Origin of the sequence: Streptomyces ortus, from assembly GCF_026341275.1 — a bacterium.
In the GTDB taxonomy this organism is placed as follows: domain Bacteria; phylum Actinomycetota; class Actinomycetes; order Streptomycetales; family Streptomycetaceae; genus Streptomyces; species Streptomyces ortus.
This window is the reverse complement of record NZ_JAIFZO010000002.1, coordinates 6,008,555-6,026,948: the sequence shown is the minus strand read 5'-3', so window position 1 is coordinate 6,026,948 and position 18,394 is coordinate 6,008,555. Positions and strand designations below refer to the sequence as shown.

Annotated in this window: 12 protein-coding genes; 2 read left to right on the top strand and 10 right to left on the bottom strand. The window is 70.8% G+C overall.

Features of this window, described 5'->3' with window-relative positions; all coding sequences use genetic code 11:
- Positions 1–21: 21 nt before the first annotated feature.
- From K3769_RS29890 to K3769_RS29880, 3 genes are all read right to left on the bottom strand, one after another.
- Positions 22–1,614 (bottom strand): monocarboxylic acid transporter, encoded by a 1,593-nt coding sequence (locus K3769_RS29890; RefSeq protein WP_267029361.1) that lies wholly within the window; start codon positions 1,612–1,614, stop codon positions 22–24.
- The gene (locus K3769_RS29885) at positions 1,611–2,099 is read right to left on the bottom strand and encodes a DUF485 domain-containing protein (protein ID WP_267029360.1); all 489 of its coding nucleotides are present in this window, start codon (positions 2,097–2,099) and stop codon (positions 1,611–1,613) included. Before K3769_RS29885 ends, K3769_RS29890 begins: the two co-directional genes overlap by 4 nt.
- A 245-nt stretch (positions 2,100–2,344) precedes the next feature.
- On the bottom strand, positions 2,345–4,468 hold the full coding sequence (locus tag K3769_RS29880) for a DNA gyrase/topoisomerase IV subunit B (RefSeq protein WP_267029359.1): 2,124 nt from the start codon (positions 4,466–4,468) through the stop codon (positions 2,345–2,347).
- Between the two features lie 441 nt (positions 4,469–4,909).
- Between K3769_RS29880 and K3769_RS29875 the strand changes: the two genes are divergently transcribed.
- A complete protein-coding gene (locus K3769_RS29875) occupies positions 4,910–5,140 on the top strand; it encodes a DUF7455 domain-containing protein (protein WP_267029358.1) in 231 nt (76 codons plus the stop codon).
- 160 nt (positions 5,141–5,300) lie between these two features.
- Here K3769_RS29875 and K3769_RS29870 read toward each other — a convergent pair whose 3' ends face one another.
- From K3769_RS29870 to K3769_RS29840, 7 genes are all read right to left on the bottom strand, one after another.
- Positions 5,301–6,116 (bottom strand): S1 family peptidase, encoded by an 816-nt coding sequence (locus tag K3769_RS29870; protein ID WP_267029357.1) that lies wholly within the window; start codon positions 6,114–6,116, stop codon positions 5,301–5,303.
- 134 nt (positions 6,117–6,250) lie between these two features.
- A complete protein-coding gene (locus K3769_RS29865) occupies positions 6,251–7,789 on the bottom strand; it encodes an RNA polymerase sigma factor (RefSeq protein ID WP_267029356.1) in 1,539 nt (512 codons plus the stop codon).
- A 405-nt stretch (positions 7,790–8,194) separates the two neighbouring features.
- Positions 8,195–9,082 carry a FadR/GntR family transcriptional regulator gene (locus tag K3769_RS29860; RefSeq protein ID WP_267029355.1) on the bottom strand — a complete coding sequence of 296 codons (888 nt, stop codon included), beginning with the start codon at positions 9,080–9,082 and terminating at the stop codon, positions 8,195–8,197.
- A 162-nt stretch (positions 9,083–9,244) separates the two neighbouring features.
- Positions 9,245–11,044 carry an ABC transporter ATP-binding protein gene (locus tag K3769_RS29855; RefSeq protein WP_267029354.1) on the bottom strand — a complete coding sequence of 600 codons (1,800 nt, stop codon included), beginning with the start codon at positions 11,042–11,044 and terminating at the stop codon, positions 9,245–9,247.
- 127 nt (positions 11,045–11,171) lie between these two features.
- Positions 11,172–11,930, bottom strand: coding sequence for an NUDIX hydrolase (locus K3769_RS29850; protein WP_267029353.1), 759 nt, complete (start codon positions 11,928–11,930; stop codon positions 11,172–11,174).
- A 124-nt stretch (positions 11,931–12,054) separates the two neighbouring features.
- A complete protein-coding gene (locus K3769_RS29845) occupies positions 12,055–14,139 on the bottom strand; it encodes a glycogen debranching N-terminal domain-containing protein (protein ID WP_267029352.1) in 2,085 nt (694 codons plus the stop codon).
- 292 nt (positions 14,140–14,431) lie between these two features.
- On the bottom strand, positions 14,432–16,096 hold the full coding sequence (locus tag K3769_RS29840) for a DUF4192 domain-containing protein (protein WP_267029351.1): 1,665 nt from the start codon (positions 16,094–16,096) through the stop codon (positions 14,432–14,434).
- A 132-nt stretch (positions 16,097–16,228) separates the two neighbouring features.
- On the opposite strand from K3769_RS29840, the gene K3769_RS29835 reads away from it, so the two are divergent.
- On the top strand, positions 16,229–18,391 hold the full coding sequence (locus K3769_RS29835) for a RecQ family ATP-dependent DNA helicase (protein ID WP_267029350.1): 2,163 nt from the start codon (positions 16,229–16,231) through the stop codon (positions 18,389–18,391).
- Positions 18,392–18,394 lie beyond the last annotated feature (3 nt).

The following is an 18,394-nucleotide window of genomic DNA, read 5'->3' as shown; positions in this document are numbered from 1 at the left end:
CAGAGGGCCCCCGGGCGGGCCTCAGACCGCCCCCGCTCCTGTGAGCGCCCGTACCTCCGTCTCGGCGTGTCTGGCCTCGTCCGGCGCCTCCGTCGAAGTGACCGTGCCGAGCCACCCCGCGACGAAGCCCGCCGGAATGGACACCAGGCCCGGATTGTCCAGCGGGAAGTACTGCAGGTCGACGCCCGGGAACAGCGAACCGGGGCTGCCCGACACCACGGGCGACAGCACCACGAGCACCAGGGCGGGCACCAGGCCCCCGTACACGGACCACACCGCGCCGCGTGTCGTGAAGTTCCGCCAGAACAGTGAGTACAGCAGGACGGGCAGGTTCGCCGACGCGGCGACCGCGAAGGCCAGTCCCACCAGGAACGCCACATTGAGATCGCGTGCGAGCAGGCCGAGCGCGATGGCCACGACGCCGACCCCGACCGCGGCGGCCCGTGCCACGGCCACCTCACTGCGCGGCTTGGCACGCCGTCGCCGCAGCGACGCGTAGAGGTCGTGGGCGACGGAAGCCGAGGAGGCGAGGGTGATGCCGGCGACCACCGCGAGGATCGTGGCGAAGGCGATCGCGGCGACGACCGCGAAAAGAACCGTTCCTCCGGTGGACGAGGCCCCGCCCCCAAGATCGAGCGCCAGCAGCGGAACAGCCGTGTTCCCTGCCGCGTTCGATCCGCGTACGGCGTCGGGGCCGACGATCGCCGCCGCTCCGAACCCCAGCACGATCGTCATCAGGTAGAACCCGCCGATCAGCCCGATCGACCAGACGACCGAGCGACGGGCGGCACGGGCCGTCGGCACGGTGTAGAAGCGCGACAGGATGTGCGGCAGGCCCGCCGTGCCGAGCACCAGAGCCAGTCCCAGGCTGATGAAGTCGAGGCGCGCCGTCCAGTCCCCGCCGTACTTCAGACCGGGCGCCAGGAACGACTTCCCGTGCCCGCTCCGCTCCGCGGCCGTGCGCAGCAACTGGTCGAAGTCCCCGTGGAACCGCACCAGTACGAGCACGGTCAACGCGATCGCCCCGCCCATGAGCAGGACAGCCTTGACGATCTGGATCCATGTGGTGGCCCGCATCCCGCCGAACGACACGTACACCACCATGAGGGCGCCGACGCCGATGACCGTCCAGGTCTGTGCCGCCTCGCTCGTGCCTCCCAGCAGCAGCGCGACCAGGCTGCCCGCTCCGACCATCTGGGCGACCAGGTAGAGGACCGACACCGTCACCGAGGACGTGCCCGCCGCGATGCGCACCGGCCGCTCGCTCATCCGGGCGGCGACGACGTCGGCGAGCGTGAACCGTCCGCAGTTGCGGACCAGTTCGGCGACCAGGAAGAGGACGACCAGCCACGCGACGAGGAACCCCACCGAGTACAGCAGGCCGTCGTAGCCGAAGAGCGCGATCAGCCCAGAGATGCCCAGGAAGGAGGCGGCGGACATGTAGTCGCCCGCGATGGCAAAACCATTCTCCATCGGCGAGAAGAGCCGGCCGCCCGCGTAGAACTCCTCCGCCGAGCCGTGCCGGTGACGGCTCACCCAGGTCGTGATCCCCAGAGTGATCGCGACGAACACGCCGAAGAGCAGCAGGGCCAGCGTCTGATGGTTGCCCGTCACCTCCCACCACCCGTGACGCCGCGCGTCAGCTCCTGGGTGTCCCAGCGCAGATCGAGCGCGGCCCGGTCCCTGCGCAGCCGTGCGTGCCGCGCGTAGGCCCAGGTGAAGAGGAACGTCGTGAGGAACTGCCCGAGGCCCGCGACCATCGCCACGTTGACCGCGCCTGCCACGGGCCGTGCCATGAGGTCCGGCGCCGTGGTCGCGGTCACGACGTACGCCACGTACCAGGTGAAGAACACCGCGACGGCCGGAATCACGAACCTCCGATACCGGCTGCGCACCTCCTGGAAGGCGGCGCTGCGCTGCACTTCCAGATAGATGTCGGCGGTACGAGCGCTCAGGTCCTCCCGCTCCCCGCGCGCGGGTGGCACAGCGGGAGCGGGCGCACCCGTACCGTCCAACTCGCCCCACCCGGAGGCGAGCGCGTCGTACCAGGGGTCGTCGATCCGGACCTGTCCTGGGTCGGGACCGTCGTGCTTCTCCACCGAACTCTCCTTGTCCGCCGCCCGTTTCGGCCGCGTGCCCAAGGATGGACAGAACGGGAAGATCCCTGACTCTTCTCTCCCCGCACTTCACCCCATCAGGTGATTCACCCCCCTGGTGGCCGCACAAGTCCCTTCCCGAAGGCGTAACGGACGGCCTGAGCAGGGCCCGTGAGGCCAACAAGCCGAAGGGGCCGACCGGAGGTCCGGCCGGCCCCTTGGGACCGTGTACGCGTCGGTGTGGCCGCCTACGCGTCGATGCGCGAGCGGTCCAGGGTCGCCGCGGAGCTGGAGATGAACTCCTTGCGCGGAGCGACGTCGTTACCCATCAGCAGGTCGAACACCTGCTCGGAGGCTTCGAGGTCCGTGATGTTGATCCGGCGCAGTGTGCGGTGGCGCGGGTCCATGGTCGTCTCGGCCAACTGGTCCGCGTCCATCTCTCCAAGGCCCTTGTAACGCTGGATCGAGTCCTTGTAGCGCACGTTCTTCCGCTGCAGTTCGAGCAGGGTCTCCCGAAGCTCCCGGTCCGAGTACGTGTAGATGTACTTGTCCTGGCCCTTCTTGGGCTGGCTCAGCTCGATCCGGTGCAGCGGCGGCACCGCCGCGAACACCCGGCCGGCCTCGACCATGGGCCGCATGTAGCGCTGGAAGAGCGTCAGGAGCAGACAGCGGATGTGCGCCCCGTCGACATCGGCGTCGACGAGCAGGATGATCTTTCCGTAGCGGGCCGCGTCGAGATCGAAGGTGCGCCCCGAACCCGCTCCTATGACCTGGATGATCGCGCCGCACTCGACGTTCTTCAGCATGTCGGACACGGATGACTTCTGAACGTTGAGGATCTTTCCGCGGATCGGCAGGAGCGCCTGGAACTCGGAGTTCCGGGCGAGCTTGGCGGTGCCGAGTGCCGAGTCGCCCTCGACGATGAAGAGCTCGCTGCGCTCCACGTCGTCGCTGCGGCAGTCGGCGAGCTTGGCGGGGAGCGAGGAGGACTCCAGGGCCGTCTTGCGCCGCTGGGCGTCCTTGTGCTGGCGGGCCGCGATCCTCGTACGGGCGGCGGCCACCGCCTTCTCCAGGACGACCCGGGCCTGTGCCGCCGCGTCCCGCTTGGTGGAGGTCAGGAACGCTTTGAGCTCCTTGGAGACCACGTTCGTCACGATGCGGCGGGCCGCGGAGGTGCCGAGCACCTCCTTCGTCTGCCCCTCGAACTGGGGCTCCGCGAGACGCACGGTGACGACGGCGGTGAGGCCCTCCAGGGCGTCGTCCTTGACGACGTCGTCCTCGGCGACGCGCAGCAGCTTCTTGCTGCGCAGCACTTCGTTGACGGTCTTGGCGACAGCCTGCTCGTAGCCCGCGACGTGGGTGCCGCCCTTGGGCGTGGCGATGATGTTCACGAACGACTTGAGCGTCGTGTCGTAGCCCGTGCCCCAGCGCATCGCGACGTCCACACCCAGCTCACGGGTGACTTCGGTCGGAGTCATCTGGCCGTGGTCGTCGAGGACCGGGACCGTCTCCTTGAAGCTGCCCTGGCCGGAGAAGCGGAGCACGTCGCAGATGGGCTTGTCGGTGGCCAGGTACTCGCAGAACTCGCTGATGCCGCCGTCGAAGCGGAAGGACTCCTCGCCCTTGCTGCCGCCTTCGCCCAGTCCGTACTCGTCGCGGACGACGATGGTCAGGCCGGGCACCAGGAAGGCGGTCTGCCGGGCGCGCTGGTGGAGGTTCTCCAGGGAGAGCTTGGCGTCCTTGAGGAAGATCTGGCGGTCGGCCCAGTAGCGCACGCGCGTGCCGGTGCGCGTCTTGGGGACCCTCTTGAGCTTGCGCAGCCCGGAGGACGCGTCGAACGTGGCGTCGGCGCCGTCGCCCTTGAAGGCGCCGGGCGTGCCGCGCCGGAAGCTCACCGCGTGGGTGTTGCCTCCTCGGTCCACCTCGACGTCCAGGCGGGCCGAGAGCGCGTTCACCACGGAGGCGCCCACGCCGTGCAGGCCGCCGGAGGCCGCGTACGAGCCGCCGCCGAACTTTCCTCCGGCGTGCAGCTTGGTCATCACGACTTCGATGCCCGAAAGGCCGGTTTTGGGCTCGACATCGACCGGAATGCCCCGGCCGTTGTCCCGCACCTCGACGGAACCGTCGTCGTGCAGGGTCACGTCGATGTGGTCGCAGTACCCCCCGAGGGCTTCGTCCACGGAGTTGTCGATGATCTCCCAGAGGCAGTGCATCAGACCGCGGCTGTCGGTCGATCCGATGTACATGCCGGGGCGCTTCCGCACGGCCTCTAGACCTTCGAGGACGAGCAGGTGCCGCGCGGTGTAGTTGGAACCGTCCCGGTCTGCTCCGGTCAGCAGGGCTGTGGACGGCACGGACGTGTCGGCGGTCACGCGGTTCGCTCCTCGCTGAATTTCAGTTGGGGCCCTTTTGGGTAAGGGTCCGGCTTCGGTCACCGGTCCGAGGGTACCGAGGCCTGGTAGAGCCGTTGTAACGCCACCCTCGCCCCAAACGCAGACTAGTCCAGAGTCGCATGCCTGTTCGATCCCTCGTTGGAGTGAAGTACATATCACGTTCCCTTCCAGGCATGAACCATTTAGGCTCCGGGCACGTCCTCAAGAACAACCGGCAAGCCAGCCGGTGAGGACTGAACCTGACAGAGCGCGAACCCGTAAGACACGAAGACACGCAATACGGCTCATTCGCCGCCAACCGGCAGCAGACAGCCGACTCGGAAAGATTTTTTTCGAGGAAGAGCCACGAGCGGGAACGTTTTCGGCCTGGTTGGATGTTGACCCTGGTACGACAGCTCGTCGAGCTAGAGAAGAGGCGACGTGACTACTGTTCTGACCCCCGCGAGCCCACTGACGGCCGCTGACCGCTGCGACCGTTGCGGCGCCCAGGCATATCTGCGCGTCGTCCTCCTCAACGGTGGTGAACTGCTCTTCTGCGCCCACCACGGGCGCAAGTTCGAGCCGGAACTCAAGAAGATCGCCGCTGAGATACAGGACGAGACGGAGCGGTTGACTGCCGCTCCGGCAAGCTCCAGTGACGAAGAGCACTGACACTTCGCGCAGACGACGAGCCATCTCCGGCACAGGCCGGTGACCGAACGGCCGCCCCTGACACCAGGGGCGGCCGTTCGCGTCATGGCCGCGCAGACGCGCGCTCGCCGACGGAGACAGGACGCATGCGTCCTTGTGGACGGAAGCCGTCAGTTGGCGCTCAGCGGCCCGTTCCGAGCGCTGTGGCGACCTCTGAGGCCCTCATGTAGACCCCGGGGCTGTCGACCCGTCCGCAGCCGCTTCCCCACGACACAAGGCCGACCAGCCGCCCCTGAGCGACCAGGGGCCCACCGCTGTCCCCCTGACAGGCGTCCCGGCCCCCTCGCGTCTCGCCCGCGCACAGCATGGATCCGGCGAGATACGTTCCGTCCGCACTGCCCGGATAGGCCTTCTCGCAGACCGCGTCGGACAGCACGCGGACATGCGAGGCCCGCAGGGAACTCGCGTAGTCCCCGCCCCCCGTCGTGTCGCCCCAGCCGTACACCACCGCTTCCGTTCCGGGCTCGTAGGCGGCGTCGCCGGCGCCCGCCACGCGGATGACCGAACCGGCGGCGAGCCGCTCCGCGAGGGTGAGCACGGCGAAGTCCCCGGCATTCGTGTAGCTGTCGTGCCGCGGATTGATCCAGATGTCGCGCACGGCGATCTCCTTGCCCCCCTGGGCCCGCAGATCCCCGCGACCCGCGACGATCCTCAGGTCCCGGACCTGCCCGGGGGGCGCGCCCAGCACCTCCTCACCCAGGCAGTGGGCGGCCGTCAGCACCGTGTCGCGCCCGATCACCACTCCCCCGCAGAACTGTCCCGCGCGTGTTCCCCCGAACCGGTCACGGCTGGCCAGGGCCACCATCCAGGGAGCCTCCGCGATGTCCACGGGGTGGCCGCCGATGACGACGCCGGCCGTCGCGGGAACCGGGGATGCCAGCGGTATCACCGCGACCGCAGCCACGAGGGCCAGTACACGGGCGAAGGTACGACGCATGCGCGCTCCTCACTCTGGGGTTGTCACGAGACACCCAGAGTGATCCAGTCGGCGGCGCTCCGCACTCCGCACGCACCGAGGGCCCGGCTCCCCTGACGGGAGCCGGGCCCTCGGTGGCGTACCGCGGCCGGGGCCTAGTCCAGGTAGTCGCGCAGCACCTGGGAGCGGGACGGGTGACGCAGCTTCGACATCGTCTTGGACTCGATCTGGCGGATGCGCTCACGCGTCACGCCGTAGACCTTGCCGATCTCGTCGAGGGTCTTGGGCTGACCGTCGGTGAGGCCGAAGCGCATCGAGACGACGCCCGCCTCACGCTCGGACAGGGTGTCCAGGACGGAGTGCAACTGCTCCTGGAGGAGCGTGAAGCTCACCGCGTCGGCCGGGACGACCGCTTCGGAGTCCTCGATGAGGTCACCGAACTCGCTGTCGCCGTCCTCACCCAGGGGGGTGTGCAGGGAGATCGGCTCACGGCCGTACTTCTGGACCTCGATGACCTTCTCGGGGGTCATGTCGAGTTCCTTGGCCAGCTCCTCCGGAGTGGGCTCGCGGCCCAGGTCCTGGAGCATCTGGCGCTGCACGCGCGCGAGCTTGTTGATGACCTCGACCATGTGCACCGGGATACGGATGGTGCGGGCCTGGTCGGCCATGGCGCGGGTGATCGCCTGACGGATCCACCACGTGGCGTAGGTCGAGAACTTGTAGCCCTTGGTGTAGTCGAACTTCTCCACCGCGCGGATCAGACCGAGGTTGCCCTCCTGGATGAGGTCCAGGAAGAGCATGCCGCGGCCGGTGTAACGCTTGGCCAGGGAGACCACCAGACGGAGGTTGGCCTCCAGGAGGTGGTTCTTGGCGCGGCGGCCGTCCTCGGCGATGATCTCCAGCTCGCGCTTGAGCTTCGGGGCGAGCTTGTCGGCGTTGGCCAGCTTGTCCTCGGCGAACAGACCGGCCTCGATGCGCTTGGCGAGCTCGACCTCCTGCTCGGCGTTGAGCAGCGGGACCTTGCCGATCTGCTTGAGGTAGTCCTTGACCGGGTCGGCGGTGGCACCGGCCGCGGCGACCTGCTGCGCGGGCGCGTCGTCCTCGTCCTCGTCGGACAGCACGAAGCCCTGGGCGCCGTCCTCGGTCGGCTCGTCGCCGGTCTTGGCCGTGCCCGGAGTCTCCTCGGTCGCCTCGTCGTCGCCCTGCTCGGCGTCGGCGCCCTTGGCGGTGGTCTTCTTCGCCGCCGTCTTCTTGGCGACGGTCTTCTTCGCGACCGCCTTCTTGGCGGTCGTCTTCTTGACCGCGGCCTTCTTGGCGGTCACGTCCTCAGCGGGATCGTCGACCTCGGACACGGTCGGCGTGGCGGTGGCGGTGGCCTTCTTGACCGTCGCCGTCTTCGCCGCGACGGTCTTGGTGGCGGTGCGCTTGGCGGGACTCTTCGCTGCGACGCTCTTCCGGGTGCGCTTCGGCTCCGCGGCACTGACCATCAGCGTCACACCCTCTTCCTCGAGGATCTGGTTGAGGCTGCGCAGTACGTTCTTCCACTGAGTGGCCGGAATCTGGTCAGCTTCGAAGGCCCGACGCACGTCATCGCCGGCGATCTGCCCCTCAGCCTTTCCCCGCTCAATGAGCGCCATGACAGAGACGGACTCGGCGATCTCCGGCGGGAGCGTACGGGATGTGCTGGCCGACACGAACAACCTCTCGGAACGTTGGAAAACGGCTTCCGGCCCCGTCCACTGCGGAGAGGAGCCGACGACCGCCGGCTTTGGAGTGGGCCGACGGCGCGGGCGGGAGCCGGGGAGAGTCACAGCGCCTGAAGCGGCGCCCGTATTCCCTACTCGGCTGTCACCTCTTAGGTCATCGCGCTGTCCCGAAGAGTGTTACGCCCAATCTGCGTGGCCCGAGTCACACCCCGTAAGCATCTAAAACTGCCAGATGCGGTCAAAGGTGGTCGGTGGCCGATTCCAGCACCCATCGCACCGCCGGGCCCCGCCGGACTCCTGGAGGATCCGGCGGGGCCCGGCGGCAGACGGTTCGCCGGCCGAACGGTGCCACGCCGGGCGAACGCTCCCGACCGCGCCACCCGCGGTACGCGATCAGTGCTCGCGCGGCGCGGGCACGACGCGCTCCACCTCGGGGTGAACGGTGAGCAGCTGCCGCATGGCCGCCTCCGCGCCCGAGGCGTCGCCCGCCGCGAGCGCGTCGGCGATGCGGGCGTGGTGCGAGAGGGAGGCCTCGGTCGGCCGGTCGCAGCCCGCGATCGGGCCGCCGGACACCTGGAGCGCGGCCGACACGATCCCGGAGAGGTGCTCCAGCATGCGGTTGCCCGCGACCTGGATGAGCAGCGAGTGGAACTCCGCGTCGGCCCGCGAGAAGGTGAGCGCGTCACCCTGCCCCATCGCGTGCCCCATGATCTCGACCATGTCGGTGAGCCGCTGCTGGACCTCCGGCCGACCGTGCCCGGCGGCAAGGCGGGCGGCCAGCGGCTCGATCGTCCAGCGCAGCTCGCTCAGCTCACGACGCTGGTCGTCGCGCTGCGGGCCGAAGGCGCGCCATTCGATGATGTCGGGGTCCAGGAGGTTCCAGTCGCTGACCGGACGTACCCGTGTGCCGACATTGGGGCGGGCACTGACCAGGCCCTTCGCCTCAAGGACGCGCAGGGACTCACGGACGACGGTGCGGGAGACCTCGAATCGCTGGCCGATCTCCTCGGGGACGAGCGGGCGGTCGGCGCCCAGGTCCCCGGAGACGATCATCTGACCCAGCTGCTGAACCAGTTGGCCATGCAGGCCGCGGCCGCGACTTCCGGCGGCACGTCGCCCCATGCGGCCCAGGTCGGGGTCCGTGGCATCCCACACAGAGCTGCTGACGCGGTCCGCGCCGGGTCCCTCCGCGTAGGGGTAGCGGTCGAGTTCGCCCGGACCGGTGAGGCCGGAATCTGCGGAACGGGCGGCTGTCATCATGGCGTGCGCAAGGGTAGTCACGGATCATTTGTCGGCGTCGTCTCCAACTCCCTTGAGGTCTTTGGTGAAAAGCACACGAAAGGGTGATCGCTCACCGCGTCGCAATTGACGCCTTATCGTAAAGAAATGGGCGTTCTGCGCGGAGTTGTGCGCATCAGGGGAACACACGTGCACGGGTGGTCGTCATCGAACCCGGCTCCGCAGGCTCGTGAGCAGATAAGCGCAGAGCAGAGCGGTGAGTGACAACATCAATGCGCCCGCGACGGGTTGGGCGATCACTCCCGCCGCGGCGACCAGATAGTGCTCGCCCCCGAACGGCCACCGCACCAGTACGAGCTCACGCAGCCGCGTCGAGACCCCGGCGGCCGTCCGGACCGACGGCCCCTCCAGAACCTTCTGCACCAGCGGTACGACCAGGATCGGCACGGCGAGCACCGCCGCCAGACCGGCCGTGGTGGACCGGAAGATCCCCGCCGCCAGAACACCCGCCCAGGCGCAGCCGATCACGAGACCGATCCAACTGGCACCCAGAGGGATCCAGTCCGGCGGAACTCCGGTCAGCTCCCGTCCGTAGACGATGTGGAGCAGTTCGGCGTTCAAACCCACCACGCCGAGGGCGAGCGTCAGCGCGGTGGCCGCCGCGACGACGAGTTTGGCGGCCAGCAGCCCAAGGCGCCGGGGGACGGTACCGCGGTCGGTGGCCAGTGCGGGGTGACGGAACTCGTCACCGAAGGCGAAGGCGCCGAGCAGTCCCGCACCGAGCGCCGCGGGCGGCAGGGGAAAGTCCCGCGGCCACGCGGCGAGCAACCGCGACTGCGGTGTGTGGCCCGCTCTGGCGAGGAGTACGGACACGAGGGCGGAGACCGCGAGCACGGCGGCCGCGGTGAGCCAGCCCGTCGCGACTCCCGCCGCCCGGCGCAGCTCGTAGCGCAACGGACGCAGGGGGCCGGCGCCCCGGCGGACGGTGACGGGCGGCGGCAGCGGCGACAGTTCACGCCCGCCCCGCACCCCCGCGCTCCGCACCGAAGGACCGGCCCCACCCCCGTCCTCGACCTCGGTCTCCACCTCCCCCGCCCGGGGACGCTCCTCCGGTTCCGGCGCGGACGCCGCCCCCATGTCCCCCACCTCGTCGGCGAGTTGATGTACGAGGATGCCGTGGCGGTAGGCGGACTCGCCGATGTCCGCACAGGTGCTGCCGTACACGGAAAGGCGGTTGCCGTCCTCCCGCACGACCTCGACGGAACACCGGTCGGCGCGGGCCTCCTTGACCAGCAGGGCACCGAGCCGGGCGGCGTGCGGGCTCCGGACGACGACGCGCGGCCGGAGCCGGGTGCGGGCGAAATCCGCGGCCTCCTGGTCGGCGACGAGCCTGCCCTTCTCCAGCGTGACGACCCGGTCGGCGGTCCGCGCGGCCTCCCTGGGGTCGTCCGTGGCGAACAGCACGGTGCCGCCCGCATCGGCGTGGGCGCGCAGCACTCCGTGCAGCCAGCGGCTTTCGCGAGCGGAGAGTCCGTCCGTGGCGCCGTCGAGCACGAGGGTGTGCGGATCGGCCAGCAGGGCACAAGCGAGGCCCAGGCGGCGGTCCATACCTCGCGAGAGAGTTCCCAGACGTTCGTCACGCAGGCTGACCAGCCCCACCACCTCCAGGACGTCGTCGGCGCGGCGCGCGGGTACGCCCGCCGCGGCGCACAGCATGCGGAGTTGGCCCCGGACCGTGCGTGCCGGGTGGCCGGGAACCTCACCGAGGAGAACGCCCACCTCGCGCGAGGGGTGGGCGATGCGGTGCAGCGGGCGGCCTCTGAAGTAGGTGATTCCGCGGCCCTGTTGCAGTTCGAGCATGAGCCTGAGGGCGGTTGTCTTGCCTGCGCCCGGGGCTCCGAGGAGCGCCGTGACGCGGCCGGGGGGCGCCTCGAAAGAGACGTCGTCGACAGCGGGGGGAAGCTCCTTGCGGGCGTTGCTGGTCAGTCCGATGGCCTGGATCACCCAAAGCAAGATAGCGCGATATGTACCGTTTCCCGGTCACCTCGGGCGCGCCCGGGAGCAGCCTTCCCGCCGGTCCGGCCGCTTTGCCTCAGTGCCGTCGTCGTGGCCGACGGCTCCCGGCTCGGCGTCAGACTTCGGGGCGGAGCATCGGCGGGTTGAGCAGGGTGGCGCCGCCCGCCCGGAAGAGCTGGGCGGGACGGCCGCCCTGCCGGGTCGTGGTCCCGCCCGTGGGGACGAGGAAACCCGGCGTACCGGTCACCTTGCGGTGGAAGTTGCGCGGGTCGAGCGCCACCCCCCACACCGCCTCGTACACGCGGCGCAGCTCTCCGACCGTGAACTCGGGCGGGCAGAAGGCCGTGGCCAGCGACGAGTACTCGATCTTGGAACGGGCACGCTCCACGCCGTCCGACAGGATCTGGGCGTGATCGAAGGCGAGGGGCGCGGCCTGCTCCCCGTCACGTCCGTAGCCGCCCTGCTGAAGCAGGTCCTCGACGGGAGCCCAGCGCGCGCTGTTCGCGTCTCCGCCGGCTCTGGGCGCGGGCAGGTCGGGCGCGAGAGCGAGATGGGCGACGCTGACGACCCTCATGCGCGGGTCACGCTTGGGGTCGCCGTAGGTCGCGAGCTGCTCCAGGTGAGCCCCGTTCGCCTGCACGGGAGCGTCCGGGGAGTGTGCGCACAGCCCGGTCTCCTCCCGCAGCTCCCGGGCCGCGGCCTGCGACAGGTCTTCGTCGGGCCGCACGAACCCACCGGGCAGTGCCCACCGCCCCTGGAAGGGCGGCTCGCCCCTGCGGATCGCCAGCGCGCACAGCGCGTGACGACGCACGGTCAGCACGACCAGGTCGACGGTGACGGCGAACGGCGCGAAAGCTGACGGGTCGTAGGGCATGCCGCGATCATAGTCGTCTGCCTGACGATAAACACTCTCTTCACGGGTCGCTCACATGGGGATCCGACGCCCTCGGACAGCACACAGCGGCCCTCGTGAGCCCAGGTCCGCGGGGGACCGATCCTCACGCCCCCAGCTGGAGCCCGTCGGCCGCCTCCTCGACCATGGCCAGACCCAGCCTGCTGACACGTACGGAGAAGGGGGCACCCGCGACGCGCAGGCCGGTCAGCCCGATCTCTCCCAGCGGAGCACCGCGCACCGGACGCAGCGTCACCGTGCCGGCCGGCACGTCGGGACGGATCCCGGTGAGCGTGGCGAGCAGGAGGACACCGGCGGCCGCGGCGGTGGCCGCCGGTCTGCAGGCCGCCGGATGCGGAACCGGGGAACCGCCTTCCGTGCGCCGCTCCCCCGCGTACATCTCCGGCAGCCGGTGACCGAAGGCCTCCGCCGCCGCCAGCACGCCCAGCAGCAGCGCACTCGCCTCCTTCTCGTAACCCGCTGCGGCCAGCCCCGCCACGGCGAGTGCCGTCTCATGGACGCGCACGGCACCGCTCCGATGCCCGAAGGGGTTGTAGCCCGTCTCCTTCACCCCGAGGCTGCGCAGTCCCCAGCCCGAGTCCATGGCGGGTCCGCCGAGCAGACGCGCGAGCTGTTCCGTCTGCGCCTGATCGAGCAGACCCGGTGCCGCCGCACCCGCTCCGAGCAGTCCGGTATCGAGCAGGTGGACACCGCCGGAACCCAGGTACGGCACGATCCGTCCACCCGGCAGCAGGGCCGCGGCCGGTCTGCCGCCTCCTCTGTCCTCGATCCAGAAGTCCTGCCGGAACGCCGTACTCATAGCCCCCGCCCACCGCCGCAACTCGGCGCCGCCTTCCCTGCCGTACGCGTCGAGGAGGTCGGCGCCCAGCAGAGCGGCCCGATGAGCGTGCGCCTGTGTCTCACAGCGCCATGGCCCGCCCGGGTGCGGGTCCGCCAGGTACGTACCGTCCCCGACCGCGGTCCGCAGCCACTGGAGGCAACGTTCGGCCGCGGGCAGCAACTCCTCCGTCTCCGCCCCGGAGAGCCCCCAGCGGCGGGCCTCCGCGAGCACCACGGGAAACAACAGCGTCGCTTCCTGCCCCGTGCAGGTCGGTGGCAGTTGCGCACCGGCCTGCCTGCGCGGGCCGGGAATCAGACCGGAGCCTGGTCCGGCGCCCACGAGTTGGGTGCGGGCGAGGGTTCGCAGGGTTCCCGCGGCGAGACGCGTACCCAGCGGCAGAGTCATGCGAGCTGCCGCCAGAGCCTCGGCCGGTGCCATGCCGCAGCGCCAGGGGGCCCCGGCCGCCAGGTGTGCGTCGGACGGCTGCACGGGGTCACGCAGCAGAAGGGCCTGCAGATCCTCGATGCTGGCGCGCAGAAGTGCCTCGGCCCGTGGATCGTCACTATCGGCCCGGGCCGGAGCGAGGGGGCTTGTGGCACCACGCGCGACGACCCGCAGGGGCCTCGCCCCCGCCGGACCCACCCGCAGTTCCACGCTACGGGCGCCGCCGGGAAGCAGTTCGAACTCCCAGCGCAGCAGCCCGGCGGAGGCCAGCGCATCCGCGGGCGGCGGGTCGGCCGTGACAACGGAGTCCCCGGTGGCACACGACCACCGCATGCCCGAGTCGTGGACGCTGGCCGGCAGATCGGGGCCGGCTCTCCCCGCCGCGACCGCACCCAGTTCGGCCAGGTCCGTGCCGAGCGCCACCTCGACGGGGAGGCGCAGAGGCCGGTCGGCCGCGCTGCGCAGGGTGATCCGCTCCGTGCCGTCCGCGTATCGCATACGTTCGACCAGGACGTCCGGGTCGGGGCCACCGTCGGCGCGGAGGCTCAGGACCGCCGCGAATCGCGCCTGGTCGGGCGCGACCATCCGGGCCTGGACCGCGAGCGGCTCCCGGCCCGCCACCCGCAGCCGGCACCGGGAGAGCACGCGCCGGCCCGATCGGTAGAAGCCCTCAAGGCCATGTCCCGTCAGCTGCCCCTGATCCGTGGAGATGGCGAGCCCCGGCAGGGCGACACAGATCAGTGCGGCGTGGGCGGGTGGCAGGGACACCGTGCCGCGTGGCACGACCGGCGCCGTCTGCGGGGCAAGGGCGGCGCCGCGACCCATTGAGGGCCGGTCGGAACTGCCGAAGGACGACGGGCCGCTGTTCGGGCCGGAGGGCATGGAGGACGGGGTGGGCAGAGGCATGGGGCGGCTTCTTCCGTACTCCGTGCGCTGAGTGGATGCTCGGCGGTGTATGAGGGCTCGGCGAGGTGCGAGGGCTCCGACGGGGCGAGGCCGATGCGAGGGCACGGCACGCTTGCGGGCTGCGCCACACAGGTGAACGGAGCTGACCTGTCCCGAGTCACGCCCGGGTCGGCGCAAGCCCGCCGATCGGACCCGACCGGCCGATCCACCGACACCGCGGCCCGGCCGGCCTGACTGACTCCCGGAAGCCCACGGCCTCACTGGACACCCCGCCCCGCCCCTGGCGCCGACCTCACGCCTCGCCCTTCGACTCACTCTTCGGCGTTCCGGACCGCCCGGTGCGGCGAGAGCGAGTCGCACCAGGAGTGCCGTCGCCATCGCGGCCCGGACCTCCCTGCGCATGGGACGCCGAACCGGAAGGAGCGGCGCGAGGACGGCGTGTGCCACCCGTACCGGCCGGTCGGGAACCAGGCCGGTCGACCACGCCCTCCGCGGCGCGCGACCTGCGTCGGCGACGGGCGGAGCCCTTGGCGGGCCCCGCCGGAACCTCTCCGGGCAGCCCATCGGCGCCCGACGGCCCCACACACGCCGCCGACGAGGCAAGCACCTCACCGTCGGCATGCTCGGCGCGCTCCCCCCGCAGACAGCGGCGGATCGTCTCCGGGTCCAGACCCTCGTTGCACGCCTGGTGGAGCAGCCGGGCGAAGAGGTATCCGGAATCCGCTCCGAGTGCCATGGCCAGGGCCTCGCGCGCCTCCAGCTCGTCGCCCGAGGACCAGGCGACCCACCCGGCGAGCGTGAGGGGCGCCGCCGCGTGCTCCCCGTACGATCCGACGCAGCGGCGTGCCAGGGCCCTCCAGAGACGCAGGGCAGGTCCGGCCTCGTCCCCCTCCATCCACACTGCCGCCCGGTCCCGGGTGGTGCGGTCCTGCAGCCCGAGGATCAACGTGGCCGCCTCCTCGTGACGCAGTAGCTCGTCGTCCCGGAGGTCCGCCGGCAGTGTGCCGGGCCCCGGAGCTGCGGAGGTGGTGTCGGCGAACCGGCGCATGACCTGTCGGGCCAGCTCCAAGGTGCCGGCCGCCACCCCGGAGCGACTCTCGTCGTCCAGAATCCGGGGAATCAGCGCCATGCTCACCGCGTCCAGCGCGGATTCCTGCTCCAGCGCCGCCTTGCTCTCCCAGGGCGTGAGCCTCGCCCGCAACTGCCGCAGGGTGCCCCGCACCTGCAGCCCGGCGTAGGTGGCAGCCGCCGCCAGCACGGACGTGCCCGGCAGCCCCATGGACGTACCGTCCGGCGGACAGCAGTGCTCGCTGGGGCAGCAGTACGACCAGAAGCGGCCGTCCGAGATGCACAGCGCCTCGATCACCGGGACGTCGAGTGCTCCGCAGGCCGTGCGCAGCAGCTGGGCGAGCGGACGCAGCCGTTCCATGACCGCCCGGCCCGACTCCCCTTTCCCGGGTTCGTGACAGAGGAAGGCGACCATGCTCTCGGGCAGGGCCCCCCTTCGCTCGCTGCCCTTCACCAGGCCGTGCGTCAGCTGCTGCGCCACGGACGGCCAGTCGTCCGCGTGGCTCGGGATGCCGAGTCGGGCCCGTCCGCCGAAACGGCCACGCCCGTCCCTGTCGTGCAGGGCGACGAGCACGATGCTGTCCTCGGGCCGGTATCCGAGCAGGTACGGCAGGGCGTCGGCCAGTTCGGCCGGTGTGCGGAGGGTGACCTGGTGGTTCGGACACAGGCTGCCGGTCGCGCCAGGTGAACCGCCGACCGCGGTGTGTGCCGCACCGGCAGAGGTCGTCCCGTCGTGGCCCTCCCACCCGCTCTGCCTGCTCTGGTGGCTGTGATTGCTCTGCTGGCTCTGGCTGTCCTGCCTGTCCGTGCCGTTCTGCGCGGCGGTCTCGTCGCATCGGCCGGTGTCACCGTCGGCGGGGTTCTCGGCCGGTTCGCTGTAATTCGTCATGCCGTGACCATCCCGCGAAACCCGGGATTCTGGTTATACCTGTGGATAACCACGACCATGGCCACGTCAGAAGTTGTCCACAGCTGACCGGCTCATTCGCGCGATGTCCGACCCATCGGGTTGCATGGGGCCATGAGCAACGAAGAGCTGCGCACAGCGGCCGACACCGTCCTCGCCCGCCTCGTCGGCGCGCCGGGAGGCGACGCCCGGCTGCGCGAGGACCAGTGGCGCGCCATCGAGGCCCTCGCGGCCGACAAGCGCAGGGCCCTGGTCGTACAGCGCACCGGCTGGGGCAAGTCGGCCGTGTACTTCGTCGCGACCGCGCTGCTGCGCGGGCAAGGGGCCGGTCCCACCGTGATCGTCTCCCCGCTCCTCGCGCTCATGCGCAACCAGGTCGAGGCAGCCGCCCGCGCCGGCATCCGGGCGCGGACCATCAACTCGTCCAATTCGGAGGAGTGGGACACGATCCAGGACGAGGTCGCCGAGGGTGAGGTCGACGTCCTGCTGGTGAGCCCGGAGCGGCTCAACAACCCGGACTTCCGGGACCAGGTGCTGCCCAGACTGGCGGCTGCGACAGGTCTCCTCGTGGTGGACGAGGCGCACTGCATCTCCGACTGGGGCCACGACTTCCGGCCGGACTACCGCCGCCTGCGCACGATGCTCGCCGACCTTCCCGCGGGCGTCCCGGTCCTCGCGACCACTGCCACGGCCAACGCGCGTGTGACCGCCGACGTCGCCGAGCAACTGGGCACCGGCGGAAGCACCGACGCCCTCGTCCTGCGGGGCCCGCTGGACCGCGAGAGCCTGAGCCTGAACGTGCTGCAGTTGCCGGACGCCGCCCACCGGATGGCCTGGCTCGCCGAGCACCTGGTCGATCTGCCGGGCTCCGGGATCATCTACACGCTCACCGTGGCCGCCGCCGAGGAGGTCACCGCCTTCCTCCGGCAGGCCGGGCACACCGTGGCCTCGTACACGGGGAAGACGGAGAACGCGGAGCGCCAGCAGGCCGAGGAGGACCTGCTCGCCAACCGCGTCAAGGCCCTTGTCGCCACCTCGGCGCTGGGCATGGGCTTCGACAAGCCCGACCTCGGCTTCGTGGTGCACCTGGGTTCGCCGTCCTCACCCATCGCCTACTACCAGCAGGTGGGCCGTGCGGGCCGTGGGGTCGAGCACGCCGAGGTGCTGCTCCTGCCCGGCAAGGAGGACCAGGCGATCTGGCAGTACTTCGCATCGATCGCCTTCCCTCCGGAGGAGCAGGTCAGGCGCACCCTGGATGTTCTCGGCCAGGCGGGCCGCCCGCTGTCGCTCCCCGCGCTCGAACCGCTGGTGGAGCTGCGCCGGTCACGGCTCGAAACGATGCTCAAGGTCCTGGACGTGGACGGCGCCGTGAAGCGCGTCAAGGGCGGCTGGATCTCCACGGGCACCCCCTGGACGTACGACACCGAGCGCTACGCGTGGGTGGCCAAGCAGCGCGCGGCCGAGCAGCAGGCCATGCGTGACTACGTGACGACGACGGGCTGCCGGATGGAGTTCCTGCGCCGGCAGCTGGACGACGAGGGGGCCGCCCCGTGCGGCCGCTGTGACACCTGCACGAAGCCGCGGTTCACCGACGCCGTGTCCTCGTCCGCACTGGACTCGGCACGTGGCGAGCTCGGCCGCGCGGGTATCGAGGTGGACCCCAGGAAGATGTGGCCCACGGGCCTGCCCGCCGTGGGCGTCGACCTGAAGGGACGCATCCCGGCCGGGGAGCAGGCCGCCACCGGACGGGCGCTGGGGAGGCTTTCGGACATCGGCTGGGGGAACCGACTGCGACCGCTGCTCGGCCCCCAGGCCCCGGACGGACCTGTCCCGGACGATGTGGCGCAGGCCGTGGTCGGCGTCCTGGCCGACTGGGCCAAGGGACCGGGCGGTTGGGCCTCGGGCGGTTCCGGCGCCGTGGCGCGCCCGGTCGGCGTCGTCACCATGGCGTCGCAGCGCCGGCCGCACCTCGTCCGGTCGCTGGGCGCGCGGATCGCCGAGGTCGGCCGCCTGCCTCTGCTGGGTTCCATCGAGTACGCCCCGGGAGCCGACGCCGCACAGGTCTCCAGGAGCAACAGCGCACAGCGGCTCAAGGCTTTGGACGGCGCGCTGGTGGTGCCGCCTCCGCTGGCCGAGGCGCTCGCCGGAGCCGATGGGACCGTCCTGCTCGTGGACGACTCGACCGACACCGGCTGGACGCTCGCGGTGGCCGCGCGCATGCTGCGGCGGGCCGGCGCTCAGGGGGTGTTGCCGCTGGTACTCGCTGTGCAAGGTTGATTC